The following is a 14841-nucleotide window of genomic DNA, read 5'->3' as shown; positions in this document are numbered from 1 at the left end:
CGAGGATCGGAGTCGGCGATGAGCCCTCCGGCCACCAGGCGACCAACCTGATGGTGACCCACACCAGCAGGACTGCGCCGAGGAACCGCAAGGGTCGTCCGGTCATGACCGCTCCGGCGCGTCCGTTTCGGGGAAGGCGTGAACCGTCTTGTCCCACGTCGGTCGCACACCACGCAGCGTCAGCAGATACCGGCCGAGCGCGCGCCGTGCCGCGCGTATCGCCACGACATTGCCGACGATCAGGCGCGGTACGGACCACAGGCTTTCGCGCCAGCCATAGGCGCGCGCGGTCAGGACCGTACGCATCAGGCAGCGCCAGCCGAGCAGGCCCGCGTTGATCGTGAGCAGTTCATCAAGCACGTCGCCGGTCGCCGGCACCGGAATACCGTGCGCCCAATGCACCAACGCGGCAGCCGCCCAGAGCACCAGCGCCAGATAGGAAGCGGCGAGCACCAACACCGCCAGCGGGGCGCTGCGATCCTTCATCCGCATCCAGTGATCGGCGAGGGCGCCGGCGCGGCTCCACCCGGTGCGGTCCCAGCCCGATAGCGCGATGCCGCACATCCACCGCGCCTTTTGCCGGACGGCTGCCGTCAACGTGTCGGGGAAGTAGGATCGTACCGCGACGACGCTGCCCTCCCCATCCCCCACGCGAGCGAAGATGCCACTTTCGCCGAGCCGCGCGATGGCGAGGCCGAGCTCATAGTCCTCGACCATACACGCCGGATCGAACGGATCGCCGCCGCGTCGCGCCGCGAGCCGCGCGAGCAGGTCCGGCCGGATCGCGCAGCCGGTGCCGGCGAGCGGCAGGCCGGCCCCTAGCGCCGCGCGAACGACCAAGCCCTTCAGGTGCGACTCAACGAACTGGACATTACCGCAATAAATCGGAGGCGCGCGGTCAGCCCCAAACGACAGCGGCCTCGGCAGCCTGTTGGATGCCGAGGCCGCTGGTCATCTACCGGAGCTTATCCGGCAGCGCGGGATCGTGTGGCGATTTCGAGCACGTGATCAATCCGTCTGATCACTCGCAGATCGACGCCGCGCAGCTTGCCTTCTGCCGGCACGAGTTCGATTCGCTCGATCAAGTTCCTGATCTGCGGAATGGCTTCCAGATGCGCGGCCGGCTGGCTGAGCAGCTGCTCCAGTTCCTCGATCTCGCGGCGGTACGTGTCGGCAAGGCCGGGATGAAACGCCAGCACGGGCAGGGCATCCATCGACGCGAGTTCTCGGCGCAGGCGCTCGTGTTCGTCGCGCGCAGCTGTCAGCGACGCCTTGATCTCGGGAAAGCTGGAACCGCCTTCGGCGACCGCCGCGACCAGACGATCACGCTTCCGGTCCGCCTCCGCCAGCAATCGCTCGATCTTGTCCCGGCCCCGTGAAAGCTCCCTCGACTGGCGAGCATGCTCCAGATGGTATTCGCGGACGAACGCCGCGACCACGTCAGGTGCAAGCATCTGGCCCTTCAGGTCGGCCAACACCCTCGCCTCATATCGATGCTGCGTGATCTGCCGGCGGTTCGTGCACGCCCGGTCGACCGCACGGGCGCAGCCCCATACCTTCGAACCGTAAGCGCCGTTGTTGCCCGTGATAATCCAGTTACCGCCGCAGACGCCGCACACCCCAAGTCCTGACAGGACATGCTTGGGGCGGCGCTGGCGATGCGGCTTGTCTTCCGATGCCACTGCCAGCCGCTCCTGCACCGCCTGCCATAGCTCGTCGCTGACGATCCGCAGGTGATCGGCGCGTCCGATCGTAATCCCCTCCTGCCCTGGCCTCACGACCAGCCGCCTCGTCTTCGGCGACTGCACGTACTGCGTCCGACCATAGGCGATCTGGCCAATGTAGATCGGATTGCGCAGGATGCCGGTTTGCAGCTTCGGCTGCCCGATCAGGGTGCTCGCGCGCCAGAAGTTCTTGCGAGGGGCGACGACGCCATCTTCGTTCAGCCCCTGCCCGATCTTGATCGCGCTGCGTCCAGCGGCAAACTCGCGGAAGCACCGCAGGACGATCTCGGCCTCATCGGCATCGATCTCGCGGAGGCCGCGGATCAGCTCGCCTTTCTCGTCCAGCCGGTTGGCACGGCGGTAGCCATAGGCCAGCCCGCCAGCGGCCCGACCTTCCGAGACGGTTCCCCTCGCGCCGCGCCGGATGCGTGCGCCCAGGTCGGTGCGCATGCGGGCATCCATCAGCCCTTTAATGGTGCCGGTGATCTCGTCGACTTCGCCATCGAGCAGGGTGAACAGTCGGCAGCCGGCGAACCGCAGGCGCTCGCGGATCGTGAAGGCGTCGCCCTGATGGCGGGCGATGCGATCGGTCGACTCGGTGAACACCTGATCGACACCGCCAGCTTCCACCCGCTCCAGCAAGGCGTTCAGGCCGGGGCGTTGCTCCGGACCAAAGCCGGCTGCACCGCTGATCGCATAGTCGGTGAAGACATCGACGATCGTCCAGCCCTCGCGATCGGCTCGATCGCGCAGTAGCCGCATCTGATCCTCGATCGAGCGGGCGTTCTGAAGCTGGCTACTGTAGCGGGCGTATAGAAGGGTCCGCACCGATTCGATCCTTTCGGGCTGCGGCAATGTCCCGCGTGACCGCTACGCGCGCAAGGGCGCGGGCAAGCTCAATGAACTCGGCCGGCGACGCGCCGTTCGCCGGTGGCCCGCAAGCGGCTGTTATCCGCTCGTGCTTCACGCGGCCAGCCTCCCCTGCCCCGCTGCCAGCTGCTCGCGCATCCACAGCGTGCCCTCGACGGACCAGCGCTTGCTGGCCTGTTCGGTGCGGTCCTGCCACCACAGCAGCGCCTCGACGGCAGCCGCGTAGCTCTCCCAGTGCAGGTACGGCTCGATCCTGCCGGTCTGCGGCAAGTGCGCGTCGACCAGCTGCCAAAGCGCGCCGATCGCCAGCTGCCCCATCCATGCGCCCTCGGCGAGCATGGCGGCATGCGCGCGATCGCGGCGGGTGGTGATGACCTTTAGCGCGCCAGCCAGCATGTCCCGCTTCTCGGCCTGAGTGGCACCGGCGCCGGACGGCAGCTGCATGGCGGCGTAGGCTGTCCAGTCAGCCGCGACGGCGTCGGCGATGCGCAGCCGGTCCCCAGCCTGCGCCGGGGTCAGCTTGCCATCCGCGACCATCTTGGGGTCGCCGGCCGCGCGGCTGTCGCGCAGATCGCGGGCGACGATCGCCAGCTCGTGCGTGGCGTCCGCGAAACGCGGCCGGTTCATGCCGCCAGTCTCGCGCGCTTCGCCTCGCCGGTCGCTTTCAGGCCAGCAATCCGGTCGATGATCAGGCTGGGGCTGTCATACGGACTGGTTGCCCCATGCTGTCGTAGGATCGTGTGACGAGCGTCGCAGATGATCTGTGCCTCGTCATACGTGGGCACATGAAGCGGCCATCCTTTCACGTACCGGTGCCGAGCGGGCATCTGCGCCTCTACGGCGCGACGCTCGGCGGCGAGGTGCTTGGCTCTTGCCAGATCGGCAGCGAGGCCCGGAGTAAGCAGGTCTGGGGCAACGTCACCAAGCCAGCGCACATGCTGGAAAGAGAACGTCGTCTTCGCCTCCATCGACACGTAGTGACGGTACAGCCAGAGGTTACCCGGCGCGTTCGCCGCGACGGCGAGATCGTTGGCGGAGGCCATGATGCAGAACGCGCAGCTATGGCGGGACGCGCCCAGCTGGTAGCTCTCGGCGAGCGGAATGCCGTGCTGGACGTTAGCGGCAAACACCGCATCCACGAGCAGATCGACGCCGGGATGCCAGAGCATCATAGTGGTGCCGGCTCGGTTGCCGGGTTCCGCAAAGCGGGTATCCAGCTTCGCGACTTCCGTGTTCTTCCTGCCGGTGCTTTCCTCTCGGCGGATGCCGACGACGTTGATGATCGTCTCGCCCTTGAAGGTCCGCGCAAGGTGCGGACCCATGACCTGAATCTTCTTCTCCGACTGGCAGAACTTCAGGCTGGGCGAAGACCACGGGCCGCGCAGATTGTAGAGACTGAGATCGATGTACTGGCCGAGGCCTCGTTCCCACCGGTTCTCGAACCGATCGACCAGATCACCCGATGCCGCGCGCACGACGACCAGCTGTAATCCGAGAGCCAAGGCTTGCTGCTCAACCTGGGCAGGTGTTGATCGCCACTCAGCACGGCCAAGGTCAGCATGGATAGCAATGCGGCGTTCCCGCGAATGTCCCATCTTGTCTAGCAACCGCATCGTGAGGGCAGAGATCGCGCCGCAATCTTTGCCGCCGGACAGGTTGAACACGACGCGCGCGCCGTTCCGCACTGCCTCGTCGATCATCGGCGTGGATTGGATCGCGAATGGATCGACCGACTGGCTGAAGAAGTCGGCTTGGCGGTACTGCACGGTCACTTCGCAGGCGTCGCGTTCGTGCTTTCGGGTATGATGTCGGCCGCGATCGGGAGCGGCCCGAACCCTGCACAGGCGTTCAGCGCCGCTACCACCACATCGGTGATCTCGGTGACCTGATCGTCATCTCGTTCGCAGTTGGGGTCGACCTGGAGGACGGCGATGCCTGCGGCGTCCTCGATGTCCCCATCACAGAGCACCCTCAGGGGGAATTGGACAGCGTGCCGGGTAAGAACGTCTTCCAGCCCGACAGCCGCAACCCGCTCTGCCATCGCGATCACCTGCATGATCTCGAACAGGTCGCCGGCTTCAAAGCAGGCCTTCTCGGCGTTCGCGCGGACGCGGGCGAACATGGCGGCAGTGTCCGCCCCAGATATCATTGGAATATACGCGGCCGTCGCACAATCAGGTGGCGTCACCCGGTCGTCTTGAGAGCGGTCGGGTGGCACCTGCTCGGTGGGGCGCGCGGGTTCAACGCGCGTCGGCAAGCAAGGCCATGAGCCATCTGCGTTGCGGGCGTAGACACTCCGCGATCCGTCGATGCCTGTCCCGCACCGTTCGCTCGGAAATAGCGAGTTGCGTTCTTCGCCGTCTGCCTGATCCTCAACCGCCCCGCGCTCGGTCGGGCGTGCGGTAGTCTGATCCGTTACCCACTGGTCGCATGACGAACATATGCCTTTGTCCGTGACGTTGCGGCATCCGGGGGCCTGACACAGATCGTCACGGTCGCAGATGCATGGGGCCTCGCCGCAATATCCGCAGGGCTCGGTCGGACGTGCGTTAGAGGCGGCGAGCGTCGGGGCGTGATCCTGCGCCATCAGTCGACCGTCGCGATGTCGTTGCGCGACAGCCACTGGTCGCGGCTGTCACCTAGCCGGTGATCCAGCTGCTCTTCGGTTTCAGGCCAGAGATGCATGTCGTGCACGAGGCGCACGTATGTCGAGAACCACCACGCGCGGATCTCGGGCAGCGGGTGCTTGTATCCGACGATCTCGGCCGCATGCAGGAGATGCAGCTGGAAATGATGCGGGATCGCGTCCAGCTCGCGCAGATAGTCGCCGACGATCGCGTCCATCGGCGCGTACCAATCGCTCCCGTACAGAGCCGAAAAGCTCGGCCCGGTAAACGACCCGCCACCATGTTCGTACGGCGTCGCCAGAACCGCCTGATCCATTGCCGACAGCAGGATGCAGCGCCGGTACCAGCGCAAAAGCATCTTCGTCGGGCCATACTTTGGCACGCCGTCCGGCCCACGAACCGCAGTAAGCAGCACGGTCTGCTGCATGAGGGACAAGCTGCCGACCCAGCCTTGCAGGACGCTGCTCATGGCAGCCAACCAGCGGTGCGGCTGACGACTAACAGCCCGATGGCCAGCGCCGTGCCCAAGCACGCCCATTCGATGCGCTTGGTCGTCTCTGCTGATGGTCGGATCGGCTCGATGGGGCGTAGCTGCCGATGAAGGCTGGCTTCGAGCGCAGCTAAGTCAAACTGCTCGCGCTCGCGCAGGCGCTGAACCGTGTCGCCGACCGACTGGCTGGCTGGTGCGAGGCCGAACGGCGCGGCGTGTTCGCCGAAGCTGCTGGCGAAGCGAGTGCGAGCAAGGCGCGGCACGCCGAGATCGCGGGAGAGGGTGCAGGATTGCAAGGGAGCCTCCATCGCCGCGGGGTGCGGCTGATGGCGGTATGTGCGATATTCGCAAACTTCCTGTCAATCAGTCTTTTGCGATATACGCAGATTGACATGCGGCGGTTCGATGATGTTCAATCTTTGTTCTCATTGGCGAGTCGTTAGCGGGTTAGGGAATGGCGCTCAGGTATAGGTGTGTCGCGTTCGGGCAGCCGAAGGGACCGTGGCGAATTAAGAAGTCGCAGGCTGTTCAAGATGCCGTCGCCGCTGGGTTGGCCGAGCGAGATGAGTGGGGCGATCTGTACCTCGACTGTGGCGCTGCCATCGTCTGGCAGCGGGAAGAGCAGCTTAGACTGAGCGCCTAGGAACGTCGCGCATAGCGTACGAAAACACGCGTCCCTCAATCACGACCAATTCCGCGCCAAGTAGAATTTCTTCGTGATCCGGGTTGCTCGAACAGGGCACCAGCCGGGCTGGGCCTTCCTGGTATTCTTTGAAGGTCGTGCCTCCGTCAGCGGATCGCACTACGTACCGAGCACCTGGCCACAGCTGCCGGTCTGACGGGTCTATGATCACCGTCGAACCTTCCGGAACTATCAGGTCCATCGAGTCTCCCTTGACGGTTAGACCGTAGGCGCCAGCCGGAACGTCGGGATCACTCACGATCAACCTCCGCCCTCCCCGGTTTTCCCGATGATCGAAGCTGCCGGCAGGAACCTCGCCGAGCAATGGGATGGAGCGCACCGGCAACCGTTCGATGTCTTCCGGTTCTTCCGGCAACTCAGCCCTAATGGCGTCGGCTTCGTGCAGCTTGAACTGGCGCTTGCCCTTCAGAGCCTTCGACAGATGGTTCTCGTCCATCCCGATCGCCTGCGCGAGATCGCGCTGGGTCATGTTCCGGCGAGCCAGCTCAGCCTTGATCCATTCAACGTCCATGGCTCGGTCATGCGATAGCCTGCGAATATCGCAATCGCGATTATCGCAAATTTCAGCTTGCAAGAACTTTGCGTTTATCGCAAACCGCCCGCCATGGCCAACGCTGCTGATCACATCATCGACACGCTTGGCGGCACGACCGCTGTATCTCGGATGATCGATGCCCCGCCTTCGACAGTCCACAGCTGGCGCAAGAATGGCATTCCGCGGTCGCGCATGGCGCATCTCCGGTTGGTAGCGAGCGCCGAGGGCATCGAGTTCGATTTCGCAGCGGCTGAACATGGAGACGATCTTGCCGCGGCGGCTGAAGATCAGTCATCCGGAAACGGCAATCATGTTTCCGCCGGGGCAGTCTCGTGACGCCCGATCTGCTCGCGCTGAAGCGTGCCACGGCGGAGATGGTGAAGGGTGTCGGCGGGGTCGAGGCTGCTGCCAGCTTCTGCCGCGTCGGTAAGTCGACGCTCTCTGACGCGCAGAACATGAACAAGGACGACTGCTTCGTCGCCCTCGACGTGATTGCCGATTTGGAGCCGTTGGCGCGAAGCCGGGAAGGCTGGCCCCACGTCACCCGCAATCTCTGCCAGATCATGGGAGGCACCTTCGTAGCCCTGCCTGACGCTCCGGCGACCCGTGAGGACCTGCTGTCGCTGCTCGCATCGCTGACCAAGGAACTCAGCGAGGTCACTGCGGCGGTCTGCACCGGCCTAGCCGACAACAACTTCGACCAGACGGACGCGCGCAAGACGCTGACCGAGGTCGACGATGCCATCCGTGTCGCCGCGGCGATGCGCGCTGCCCTTCAGACCATCGTGGAGTCCTGATGAAGACGAAATTGCATCTGCCGGCGCTGAAGCCCTTGAACGAAGGCGCAAGGCGCTTGGCATGGTTTTTCGGCCGCGGCGGTGATCAGGCGTTCGACCGCTTCGCCCGCACGATCGGTCATCACGTCAGCTATGTAGATCGTCTGATCTCTGGTGAGGTCGAGCCGGTCGGCGACGAGGCAAATGCCATCTATTGGGCGACCGGCGGTGCGGTGTGGAGCCGCGATTGGCTTCGCCCTGCCGATGGTGCGTGGGCTGATCATCCCGCCGATCGCGGCATGCTGGCGAAAGCCGCCTGATGTCGCCGACGCTCACCATCGACGCCGTCAGCGCGCCCGGTGCGTGGGCGCGCGCGATCGCGCACACGCCGCAGCTCGCGGCACGAGATAACGAGATCACGCGCGGGGCTTCCCCCCTGTCCCCGACGCGTGCCGGCGAGGCGGAGGTCCCCCCCACCGCAAACACCGCCTCGCCGGGTGACCAAGGGAGGGCGTCGTGATGGCCGCAGCCCCGCTGATCCACGTCTATGACGAGGCTCCGGGCATCGTGGCGTCGCCGGAGCGGATCGACGCGTGGATGGAGATCGCCAAACCCGGCGATCGCTTCGTCTATGCCACGCGTCTATGTCTGCCGGTCGCCAGCCGCGGTGCGGCGCGCATGCGCGAGCTGGAGAAGCGCGGACTGGTCGTGCTGACCCGGCCGCGCTCCACGCTGGACACGACCGTGTTCAATTACACTGCGCACCGGACCGCGACGATGACGGCCATGGCGCGCCCGCATCGACCTAAGTTGGTTGCTCCGTCTGCCGTGCTGGCGGACGGGGAAGCGGCGCTGATCGACGCGCTGCTGCCGGTGCTGGAGCGGTTCGCCCACCATGGCCGGCCGTGCCCTACCGATAAACAACTCGCGGCCCGCGCGCGGCTTTCCGAGGAAGCCGTGAAGGCGGGGCTAGCTGCGATGGCAGCGGGCCACCTGATCCGCGTCCAGGGCTGCGCCGCGCCGACCTACCGCCGCATCATCATCATCGCCACGGGCGCCCAGACAGGACTGGCAGCATGAACGAAGGCTCTTTCCAGATCCCGGTGACGGCGCTGCGCGCGATGCTCGGCGACGTGGCCGGCGTGGTCGAGGCGCGGAACACGATCCCGATCCTCTCGAATGTGCTGATCAGCGTCGGCCGTACCGGCGTCGTCGTTACCGGCACCGACTTGGATGCCTGGGCAGAGCGGCACCACTCGCTGGAGGCGGAAGCCGCCTTCAGCTTCACCGTGGAAGCGGGCCTGATGGCGCGTGTCGCGGCGAAGCTGCCGGCGGACGGAGAGGCCCTCGTGAAGGTCGCAGATGGCAAGCTGACGCTGAGCGTCGGCCGGTCGCGGTTCTCGATGGGCACGCTGCCGGTCGACGACTTCCCGTCGCTGCCGCGCGGCGAGTTCGAAGCCGAGTTCGAGATGCCGGCGATCTACCTTGCCGCAGCGTTCGACCAGGTGGCGCACTGCGCCTCCACCGAAGCGACGCGATACTACCTCAACGGGGTGTTCGTGCATGCGCCAAACGACGGCGATCTGCGGTTCGCCACCACAGATGGCCACCGGCTCGCCCGCTGCGCCGTTGCGCGGCCTGACGGTGCCGAGGCGCTGCCCGACGTGATCATCCCCCGCAAGGTCGTGAAGCTGCTGCTGCCGCTGCTCGGCCGACACGAGGGCAACGTCGACGTGCGGATCAGCCGCAAGCGGGTCCGTTTCGAGATCGGCTCGACGACGATCGACGCGAAGACTATCGACGGCGAGTTTCCCGACTACACCCGCGTCATACCGTCCAGCCACACCGGCAAGCTGACGATCGCGCGCGAGGATTTAGCCAAGGCGGTCGCGCGAGTGGCCACCATCTCCACTGAGAAGACGCGAGCGGTGAAGTTGGAGCTGGAGAGCGACCTGCTCGTGCTGTCGGTGTCTTCGCCAGAAACCGGAACGGCGCGCGAGGAAGTGCCCTGCGGCTGGCCGTTCACCGCGCTGACGATCGGTTTCAACGCCAAGTACCTCGGCGAGATGCTCGGCCACATGTCGGCCGACACGATTGAGGCGACGTTCACGGACAGCGCCGCGCCGAGCCTGTGGCGGGATAGCGAAGCGGCATCGACCACCTTCGTCCTGATGCCGTTGCGGGTCTGATCGATGGCCCACTCGCGCTTCGCACTGACCACCATGTACGACTGGATCGAGGCACGCGTCTCCGCAGGCGAGCCTACGCCAATTGATGCCGAGATATGCGAGCGGTTCAGTTTCGACAGCCCCGAGTCCGCGCGCACGCTGCTCGCCGAGCTGGCCGACGCCGGCCGGATCACGATCAAGGGCTACGGCGACACCCGCAAGGTGACACTGGGCCGGCAGCGCCACGCGCTGGAGCCGGTCGAGCGGCCGGTGCCCACCGTCGCCAAGGCTGATCCCGTGGTCGACGCCACCACGGCGCGGATCGCAGCAATCCTCAACCGCGGTCGGAAGTCCGCGCGTGCCGTCGTCGCGGAGAACGCGTCGAAGCTACTCTCCACCGTCACCTCGCCAGCGGCACCCGCCGCGGCCCAGCCCGCGAAGGAACCCGTCATGGCAGGCAAGTCGTTCATGCTCCCCGCTACCGCCACCAGCGCGATCGCCGCGATCGAGGCGCTGGCGAAGTCCGATGACATCTCGCTCGGCCACGCCGCAGCCGTGCTGATCGGTCGAGGTGCTCAGCCAGCGCCCCCAGTCGCCGCGGCCGTTTCGGCCGAACACGTACCCTCGGTCGACACGATCGTCGCCGATATCGGCCGGGTGTTCGCCGAACTGTCCACGCAGGCCGCGCGGCCGGATCAGTCCGCCGACCTCGCCGCGGCGATCGAGCGGGCGGAGGCGGCAGAAGCGCGCGCGACGGAAGCCGAACGCAAGATTGCAGCACTGAAAGCGATGTTCGCCTGAACAATGCGACGAGCGCCTGAGGGCGCCACCGGGGGATAGTACCAGTGTCGGTCAACACCACGACGTCGCCTATGTGTGAGGCGGCGCTTGAATTCGCGCGCCGGGGGTGGCCAGTCTTCCCCTGCAACGATCGCAACGGCCGGCCGCTGCTCGGCCGCGACCGTGACGAAGAAAACAAGCCGATCCCGAACTCGGGCGGGCTGACGAAGGCCACCTGTGACGAGGATCAGATCCGCGCCTGGTGGACCAAGTGGCCGCTCGCGAACATCGGCCTGTCCGCCGGCGCCGGCGGGCTGCTGCTGATCGATTTCGATCCGCGCGTTGACGAGTACGTCGACAGCGAGACGGGCGAGATCGAGCAGGACGTCTGGACCGTCGACCGGTTGAAGGCCGCGCTGATGGCCGACATGGGCTGTCCGCTGCCGGCGACGCTGACGTCGCTGACGCCGTCCGGTGGCGAGCATCACTGGTTCCTGATGCCCGAAGGCGAGCCGATCGGGAACCGCGGCAACTTGCCCCGCCACATCGATGTCCGCGGCCTCGGCGGCTACGTGATCGCGCCTCCCTCGGTCCGCCTCGGTGACCTCGATCAGGGCGGGAAGAAGGGACCGGGCGCCTATACCTGGACCAGCGGCGACTGGACCAACCCCGATGCGGTGAAGCCCGCCCCGGCCGAGCTGGTACGCATCCTGCGCGACCGAAAAGCCAAGGCTCCCGCCCGCGATCGCAGCGTCGCGCCCGCCGCACCGATGTCCACGGCCGCGCAGGCCGATGACGCGCAGCGCCACTACGCCCTGCGCGCCCTCGACGAGGAGCTGGCGGAGCTGGAGCGGACGCCGGAGGGCGGTGGTCGCTACGGCGGGCGCAACGCCGGCATCTATCACGCGGCCATGAAACTCGGCGGCTTCGTCTTGGCGGGCGCGCTGCGCGAGTCCGTCGTGCGAGCCGCCATCGAAGCCGTCGTGCGTTCGATGCCGAACAACGCCGACATGAACGGCGCGCTCGCGGCGATCGACAACGGCTTCAATAACGCCCAGCCCCGCGATCTCAGCGCCGTAGGCGCGCAGGCGGCGCGCGGCCGCGACAGCGGCCGGTCCACCTCCTCTCGCTCGCCTCGCGCATCGGGGGCATCCTCCCGCTCCACTCCCCCCTCCCCCGCCGGAGATGAGAATGAGCCAAGCTCCCATCCGGGAGGAACGGCTCCGGAGAGGGTTCAAAAGGGGGCCGGGGGCGAAGAGGCGGCGCGTGCGTGCGCGTTCCTGCCCCAGACCGACCTCGGCAACCTTGAACGCTTCCTGACCCGCCACGGGGCGGATTTCCTCTACGTCGAACAATGGGGCTGGCTGGCATGGGACGGCCGGCGCTGGAATCGCGACATGGCGGTCAGCCTGCTCGGCCGCGCGGTGCAGGACGCCATGCGGGCGATCCAGGAGGAAGCCGAGTTCGTTCGGTCGACCGGCATACCGTCCGAAGCGCCTGCCGGCTGGGATGCGGAGCAGCTGCGCGCGCACGGGGAACAGCAGAAGGGCAAGCTCGATCGCGTCGTGAAGGTCGCGCGCGACGACACGATCACGCTGCTGTCGGACATGATCAGCCGTTGGGGTCGAACCTCCGAGGGCGCGGGCCACATTTCCAGCGTTCCCAAGATGGCGGAGGCACGGCTCGCCGCCCGCCCCGGCGACTTCGATGCCGACCCGCTGCTGGTCAACGTCGCGAACGGCACCCTCGTGTTCGCCCGGCCGGTCGACGGTCGGCCGGCGACGGTTCGACGGATCAAACCTCGTCGAGAAGATCGCATCACGAAGGTCGGGACGGCCGCTTACGATCCGGACGCCATCTGCGCCGCCTATGACGGCTTCCTCGCGCGGGTGCAGCCCGAGCAGGAGATGCGCGACTTCCTCGACGTATGGGCCGGCTACAACATGCTGGGCGACGCCTCGGCGCAGAAGATGGCGATCTTCTACGGCGAGGGCGCGAACGGCAAAGGCGTCTGGATCAACACAAAGCGCGCGATCCTCGGCGACTATGCCTGGGCCGCGTCGATCAACACGTTCGTGGAGGCTGGCGGATCGCGCAAGGGCTCCGACGCGTCGCCCGATCTCGCCGCCCTGTCCGGCCGGCGCATGGTCTACGCCAACGAAGCCGACGAAGGGGCGAAGCTTTCCGACGCGCTGGTGAAGGAGCTGACCAGCGACGAACCCAAGGGCGGCGTGCGCGAGCTGATGAAGCCCCCGTTCGAGCTGATCATCACGTTCAAGAACACGATCATCGCCAACAACAAGCCGCGGATCGGGACCGATCACGGCATCCGTCGCCGAATCCAGCTGGTCCCGTGGGACATCATCATCCCCGATGCCGAGCAGGACCTTCAGCTGAAGGCCAAGCTGGTGCGGGAGGCGGACGGCATCCTCAACAGGATGGTCAGGGGCGCGTTGCAGTACCTGACGTCGGGCCTGCCGCTGCCGGCGACGATCCGTGAGGCCACCGAGGCATATCTCGACGAGAACGACATCCTCGGCAAGTTCCTCGGCCTGTGCATCGAGAAGTCGCCGGGGGACACGATCGGCAGCACTGCGCTGCACGAGCTGTTCGCCGCATGGCAGGCCTGGGCGCAGCTGCTGCCGGCATCCGGCAAGGCGTGGTCGCCGAAGTATCTGGCCACCCAGCTGGAGCGGAAGGGTTTCCACAAGCGCAAGTCCAGCTCGATGATCTGGAGCGACATCTGGGCGCTGTACGCCGCCACTGACTTCGTACGCGACGGTCGGCCGGTCGAGAGCGACCTCCCCGCACCCCGGCACAAGGATGGTGCCGCACCCTCCCCGCGCCCCTCCAGCGGGTTCGATGACGACGATCTGCCGCCATAATCCTCCCGCGTTCCCAACCGTGGGAGGATCGCTGAACGCTGGGAGTGGTAGTTTTCTGCGGCTTTGGGAGGTTCGGGGAGGTTGGGAGCCAAAACGCTACCGTTCCACCTAGCGCGCAGACAGGCGCACCCACGGGATAATCCGTGATCACACTCCCACCCTCCCAAGGTCGATCTAAATGGCTGATATCTCTACCTTTCATCCTCCCATTCATCCTCCCATTCTTGGGTTTGAAGAAACTACCCTCCCTGAGACTATGCTTGGCTTCGCCGACGTCGAGGATCGGCTGGTTGAGGCCCTGCGCACGTGCTGGCGCTATGCCGACCGGGAGCGCGGATGGCAGCGCATCCGCTCGGCGTGGCCGGAGATCAGCCGGGACGTGCTGGCCGGTGACTACGATGCGCGCGGCGGCGACGGCACGAGCAGCGACGTGGCGCTAAGGTCGGCCTCGATGACGCGGCGCGACGTGGCGGAGATGGAGGAGGCGTTCGGGTGGCTTGATGGCATCGACCCGGTCGACCGCAAGCTGATCGGGCTGGCCATCAACCAGCTGGCGCGTGGTGCGCGCGAGGTATCCTGGCTGAAGCTGTTGCCCATCATGGGGCTGCCGCGAGGGTCAGACGGGCTGCGGATGCGATATGGTCGCGCGGTCGAGGCTATCTGCAATGCCGCGAATGGCGGAAATCCTAGCCGACACGTGTCAAGGGGATGAAAGTGCAGCGGCGGACATTTTCCCTGTTCGCCTATGGGACAGAATCGGCCTATTTATTGACACACTGGGTCGGGCCTTCGGGCGCAGCACGGTACTCTCCCCTGAGCCTCAACGATGGGCGGCACGACTTCGGTCTTGCCGCCCATCGTCGTTTTGGACGTGACCACATGGGCAGACTGAAGAGCCTGTCCTCGCGGCTGTCGTCGCCCCGATCGCGGCTGGCCTACCTGCCGGGCGATCGGCAGGCGTTCGACCGCAAGCGTGACGAGCAGGCGTGGCGGCGCTGGTACAAGACGGCTCGCTGGCAGAAGCTGCGCATGGACGTGCTGGTCCGTGACCTGTTCACATGTCAGCGGTGCGGCCTCATCGAGGCGGACACGTCGCAGCTGGTGGCTGACCATCGGAAGCCGCATCGCGGTGTCGAGGCGCTGTTCTGGGATGTCCTCAACCTCTGGACCCTCTGCAAGCCCTGCCACGACGGCTGGAAGCAGAGGCTGGAGGCGCGCGACCCCTGACGGGAGGGGGGGGGTCGAAAGTCGGGAGGGGTGCCGGCCCCTAGACCGCTAACGAT

Annotated in this window: 17 protein-coding genes; 9 read left to right on the top strand and 8 right to left on the bottom strand. The window is 66.3% G+C overall.

Features of this window, described 5'->3' with window-relative positions:
* Nucleotides 1-102: 102 nt before the first annotated feature.
* From ILT43_RS08300 to ILT43_RS08265, 8 genes are all read right to left on the bottom strand, one after another.
* The gene (locus tag ILT43_RS08300) at nucleotides 103-840 is read right to left on the bottom strand and encodes a glycosyltransferase family 2 protein (protein ID WP_204198355.1); all 738 of its coding nucleotides are present in this window, start codon (nucleotides 838-840) and stop codon (nucleotides 103-105) included.
* A 125-nt stretch (nucleotides 841-965) separates the two neighbouring features.
* On the bottom strand, nucleotides 966-2552 hold the full coding sequence (locus ILT43_RS08295; RefSeq protein WP_204198343.1) for a recombinase family protein: 1587 nt from the start codon (nucleotides 2550-2552) through the stop codon (nucleotides 966-968).
* Nucleotides 2553-2687: 135 nt separating this feature from the next.
* On the bottom strand, nucleotides 2688-3221 hold the full coding sequence (locus ILT43_RS08290) for a hypothetical protein (RefSeq protein ID WP_204198337.1): 534 nt from the start codon (nucleotides 3219-3221) through the stop codon (nucleotides 2688-2690).
* The gene (locus ILT43_RS08285) at nucleotides 3218-4366 is read right to left on the bottom strand and encodes a phosphoadenosine phosphosulfate reductase domain-containing protein (RefSeq protein WP_204198327.1); all 1149 of its coding nucleotides are present in this window, start codon (nucleotides 4364-4366) and stop codon (nucleotides 3218-3220) included. The genes ILT43_RS08290 and ILT43_RS08285 overlap by 4 nt, the downstream gene beginning before the upstream one ends.
* Entirely contained in the window at nucleotides 4363-4716 is a 354-nt protein-coding gene (locus tag ILT43_RS08280) for a hypothetical protein (RefSeq protein ID WP_204198303.1), read from the bottom strand. Before ILT43_RS08280 ends, ILT43_RS08285 begins: the two co-directional genes overlap by 4 nt.
* Nucleotides 4717-5180: 464 nt before the next feature.
* Nucleotides 5181-5690 (bottom strand): hypothetical protein, encoded by a 510-nt coding sequence (locus ILT43_RS08275; RefSeq protein ID WP_204198300.1) that lies wholly within the window; start codon nucleotides 5688-5690, stop codon nucleotides 5181-5183.
* Nucleotides 5687-6007 (bottom strand): hypothetical protein, encoded by a 321-nt coding sequence (locus tag ILT43_RS08270; RefSeq protein WP_204198297.1) that lies wholly within the window; start codon nucleotides 6005-6007, stop codon nucleotides 5687-5689. Before ILT43_RS08270 ends, ILT43_RS08275 begins: the two co-directional genes overlap by 4 nt.
* A gap of 330 nt (nucleotides 6008-6337) precedes the next feature.
* A complete protein-coding gene (locus ILT43_RS08265) occupies nucleotides 6338-6925 on the bottom strand; it encodes a LexA family protein (RefSeq protein ID WP_204198295.1) in 588 nt (195 codons plus the stop codon).
* A gap of 93 nt (nucleotides 6926-7018) precedes the next feature.
* On the opposite strand from ILT43_RS08265, the gene ILT43_RS08260 reads away from it, so the two are divergent.
* The 9 genes from ILT43_RS08260 to ILT43_RS08220 all read left to right on the top strand — a co-directional run bounded on the left by ILT43_RS08260 (nucleotide 7019) and on the right by ILT43_RS08220 (nucleotide 14785).
* On the top strand, nucleotides 7019-7285 hold the full coding sequence (locus ILT43_RS08260) for a carph-isopro domain-containing protein (RefSeq protein ID WP_204198274.1): 267 nt from the start codon (nucleotides 7019-7021) through the stop codon (nucleotides 7283-7285).
* Entirely contained in the window at nucleotides 7282-7746 is a 465-nt protein-coding gene (locus tag ILT43_RS08255) for a phage regulatory CII family protein (RefSeq protein ID WP_204198255.1), read from the top strand. Before ILT43_RS08260 ends, ILT43_RS08255 begins: the two co-directional genes overlap by 4 nt.
* A complete protein-coding gene (locus ILT43_RS08250; protein ID WP_204198253.1) occupies nucleotides 7746-8045 on the top strand; it encodes a hypothetical protein in 300 nt (99 codons plus the stop codon). Before ILT43_RS08255 ends, ILT43_RS08250 begins: the two co-directional genes overlap by 1 nt.
* 199 nt (nucleotides 8046-8244) lie before the next feature.
* Complete coding sequence (locus tag ILT43_RS08245) at nucleotides 8245-8805, top strand: hypothetical protein (protein WP_204198250.1); 561 nt, start codon at nucleotides 8245-8247, stop codon at nucleotides 8803-8805.
* Nucleotides 8802-9914 (top strand): DNA polymerase III subunit beta, encoded by a 1113-nt coding sequence (gene dnaN / locus ILT43_RS08240; protein ID WP_204198248.1) that lies wholly within the window; start codon nucleotides 8802-8804, stop codon nucleotides 9912-9914. The genes ILT43_RS08245 and dnaN overlap by 4 nt, the downstream gene beginning before the upstream one ends.
* Nucleotides 9915-9917: 3 nt before the next feature.
* Nucleotides 9918-10694 (top strand): hypothetical protein, encoded by a 777-nt coding sequence (locus ILT43_RS08235; RefSeq protein ID WP_204198245.1) that lies wholly within the window; start codon nucleotides 9918-9920, stop codon nucleotides 10692-10694.
* Nucleotides 10695-10738: 44 nt separating this feature from the next.
* Nucleotides 10739-13558: a phage/plasmid primase, P4 family gene (locus ILT43_RS08230; protein ID WP_204198233.1), complete on the top strand. Its 2820-nt coding sequence runs from the start codon at nucleotides 10739-10741 to the stop codon at nucleotides 13556-13558.
* Between the two features lie 256 nt (nucleotides 13559-13814).
* On the top strand, nucleotides 13815-14270 hold the full coding sequence (locus ILT43_RS08225; RefSeq protein WP_204198209.1) for a hypothetical protein: 456 nt from the start codon (nucleotides 13815-13817) through the stop codon (nucleotides 14268-14270).
* 167 nt (nucleotides 14271-14437) lie between these two features.
* A complete protein-coding gene (locus ILT43_RS08220) occupies nucleotides 14438-14785 on the top strand; it encodes an HNH endonuclease (RefSeq protein ID WP_204198206.1) in 348 nt (115 codons plus the stop codon).
* Nucleotides 14786-14841: the final 56 nt, after the last annotated feature.

The sequence above is a fragment of the Sphingomonas longa genome (assembly GCF_016892685.1).
GTDB classification, from domain to species: domain Bacteria; phylum Pseudomonadota; class Alphaproteobacteria; order Sphingomonadales; family Sphingomonadaceae; genus Sphingomonas; species Sphingomonas longa.
This window is presented reverse-complemented; position numbering and strand designations above follow the sequence as displayed.

Coding starts and splice junctions, on each gene's coding strand:
- ILT43_RS08290 (WP_204198337.1), bottom strand. CDS start 3,221: ATGAACCGGCCGCGTTTCGCGGACGCCACGCACGAGCTGGCGATCGTC.
- ILT43_RS08280 (WP_204198303.1), bottom strand. CDS start 4,716: ATGTTCGCCCGCGTCCGCGCGAACGCCGAGAAGGCCTGCTTTGAAGCC.
- ILT43_RS08275 (WP_204198300.1), bottom strand. CDS start 5,690: ATGAGCAGCGTCCTGCAAGGCTGGGTCGGCAGCTTGTCCCTCATGCAG.
- ILT43_RS08265 (WP_204198295.1), bottom strand. CDS start 6,925: ATGGACGTTGAATGGATCAAGGCTGAGCTGGCTCGCCGGAACATGACC.
- ILT43_RS08260 (WP_204198274.1), top strand. CDS start 7,019: ATGGCCAACGCTGCTGATCACATCATCGACACGCTTGGCGGCACGACC.
- ILT43_RS08250 (WP_204198253.1), top strand. CDS start 7,746: ATGAAGACGAAATTGCATCTGCCGGCGCTGAAGCCCTTGAACGAAGGC.
- ILT43_RS08245 (WP_204198250.1), top strand. CDS start 8,245: ATGGCCGCAGCCCCGCTGATCCACGTCTATGACGAGGCTCCGGGCATC.
- dnaN (WP_204198248.1), top strand. CDS start 8,802: ATGAACGAAGGCTCTTTCCAGATCCCGGTGACGGCGCTGCGCGCGATG.
- ILT43_RS08235 (WP_204198245.1), top strand. CDS start 9,918: ATGGCCCACTCGCGCTTCGCACTGACCACCATGTACGACTGGATCGAG.
- ILT43_RS08225 (WP_204198209.1), top strand. CDS start 13,815: ATGCTTGGCTTCGCCGACGTCGAGGATCGGCTGGTTGAGGCCCTGCGC.
- ILT43_RS08220 (WP_204198206.1), top strand. CDS start 14,438: ATGGGCAGACTGAAGAGCCTGTCCTCGCGGCTGTCGTCGCCCCGATCG.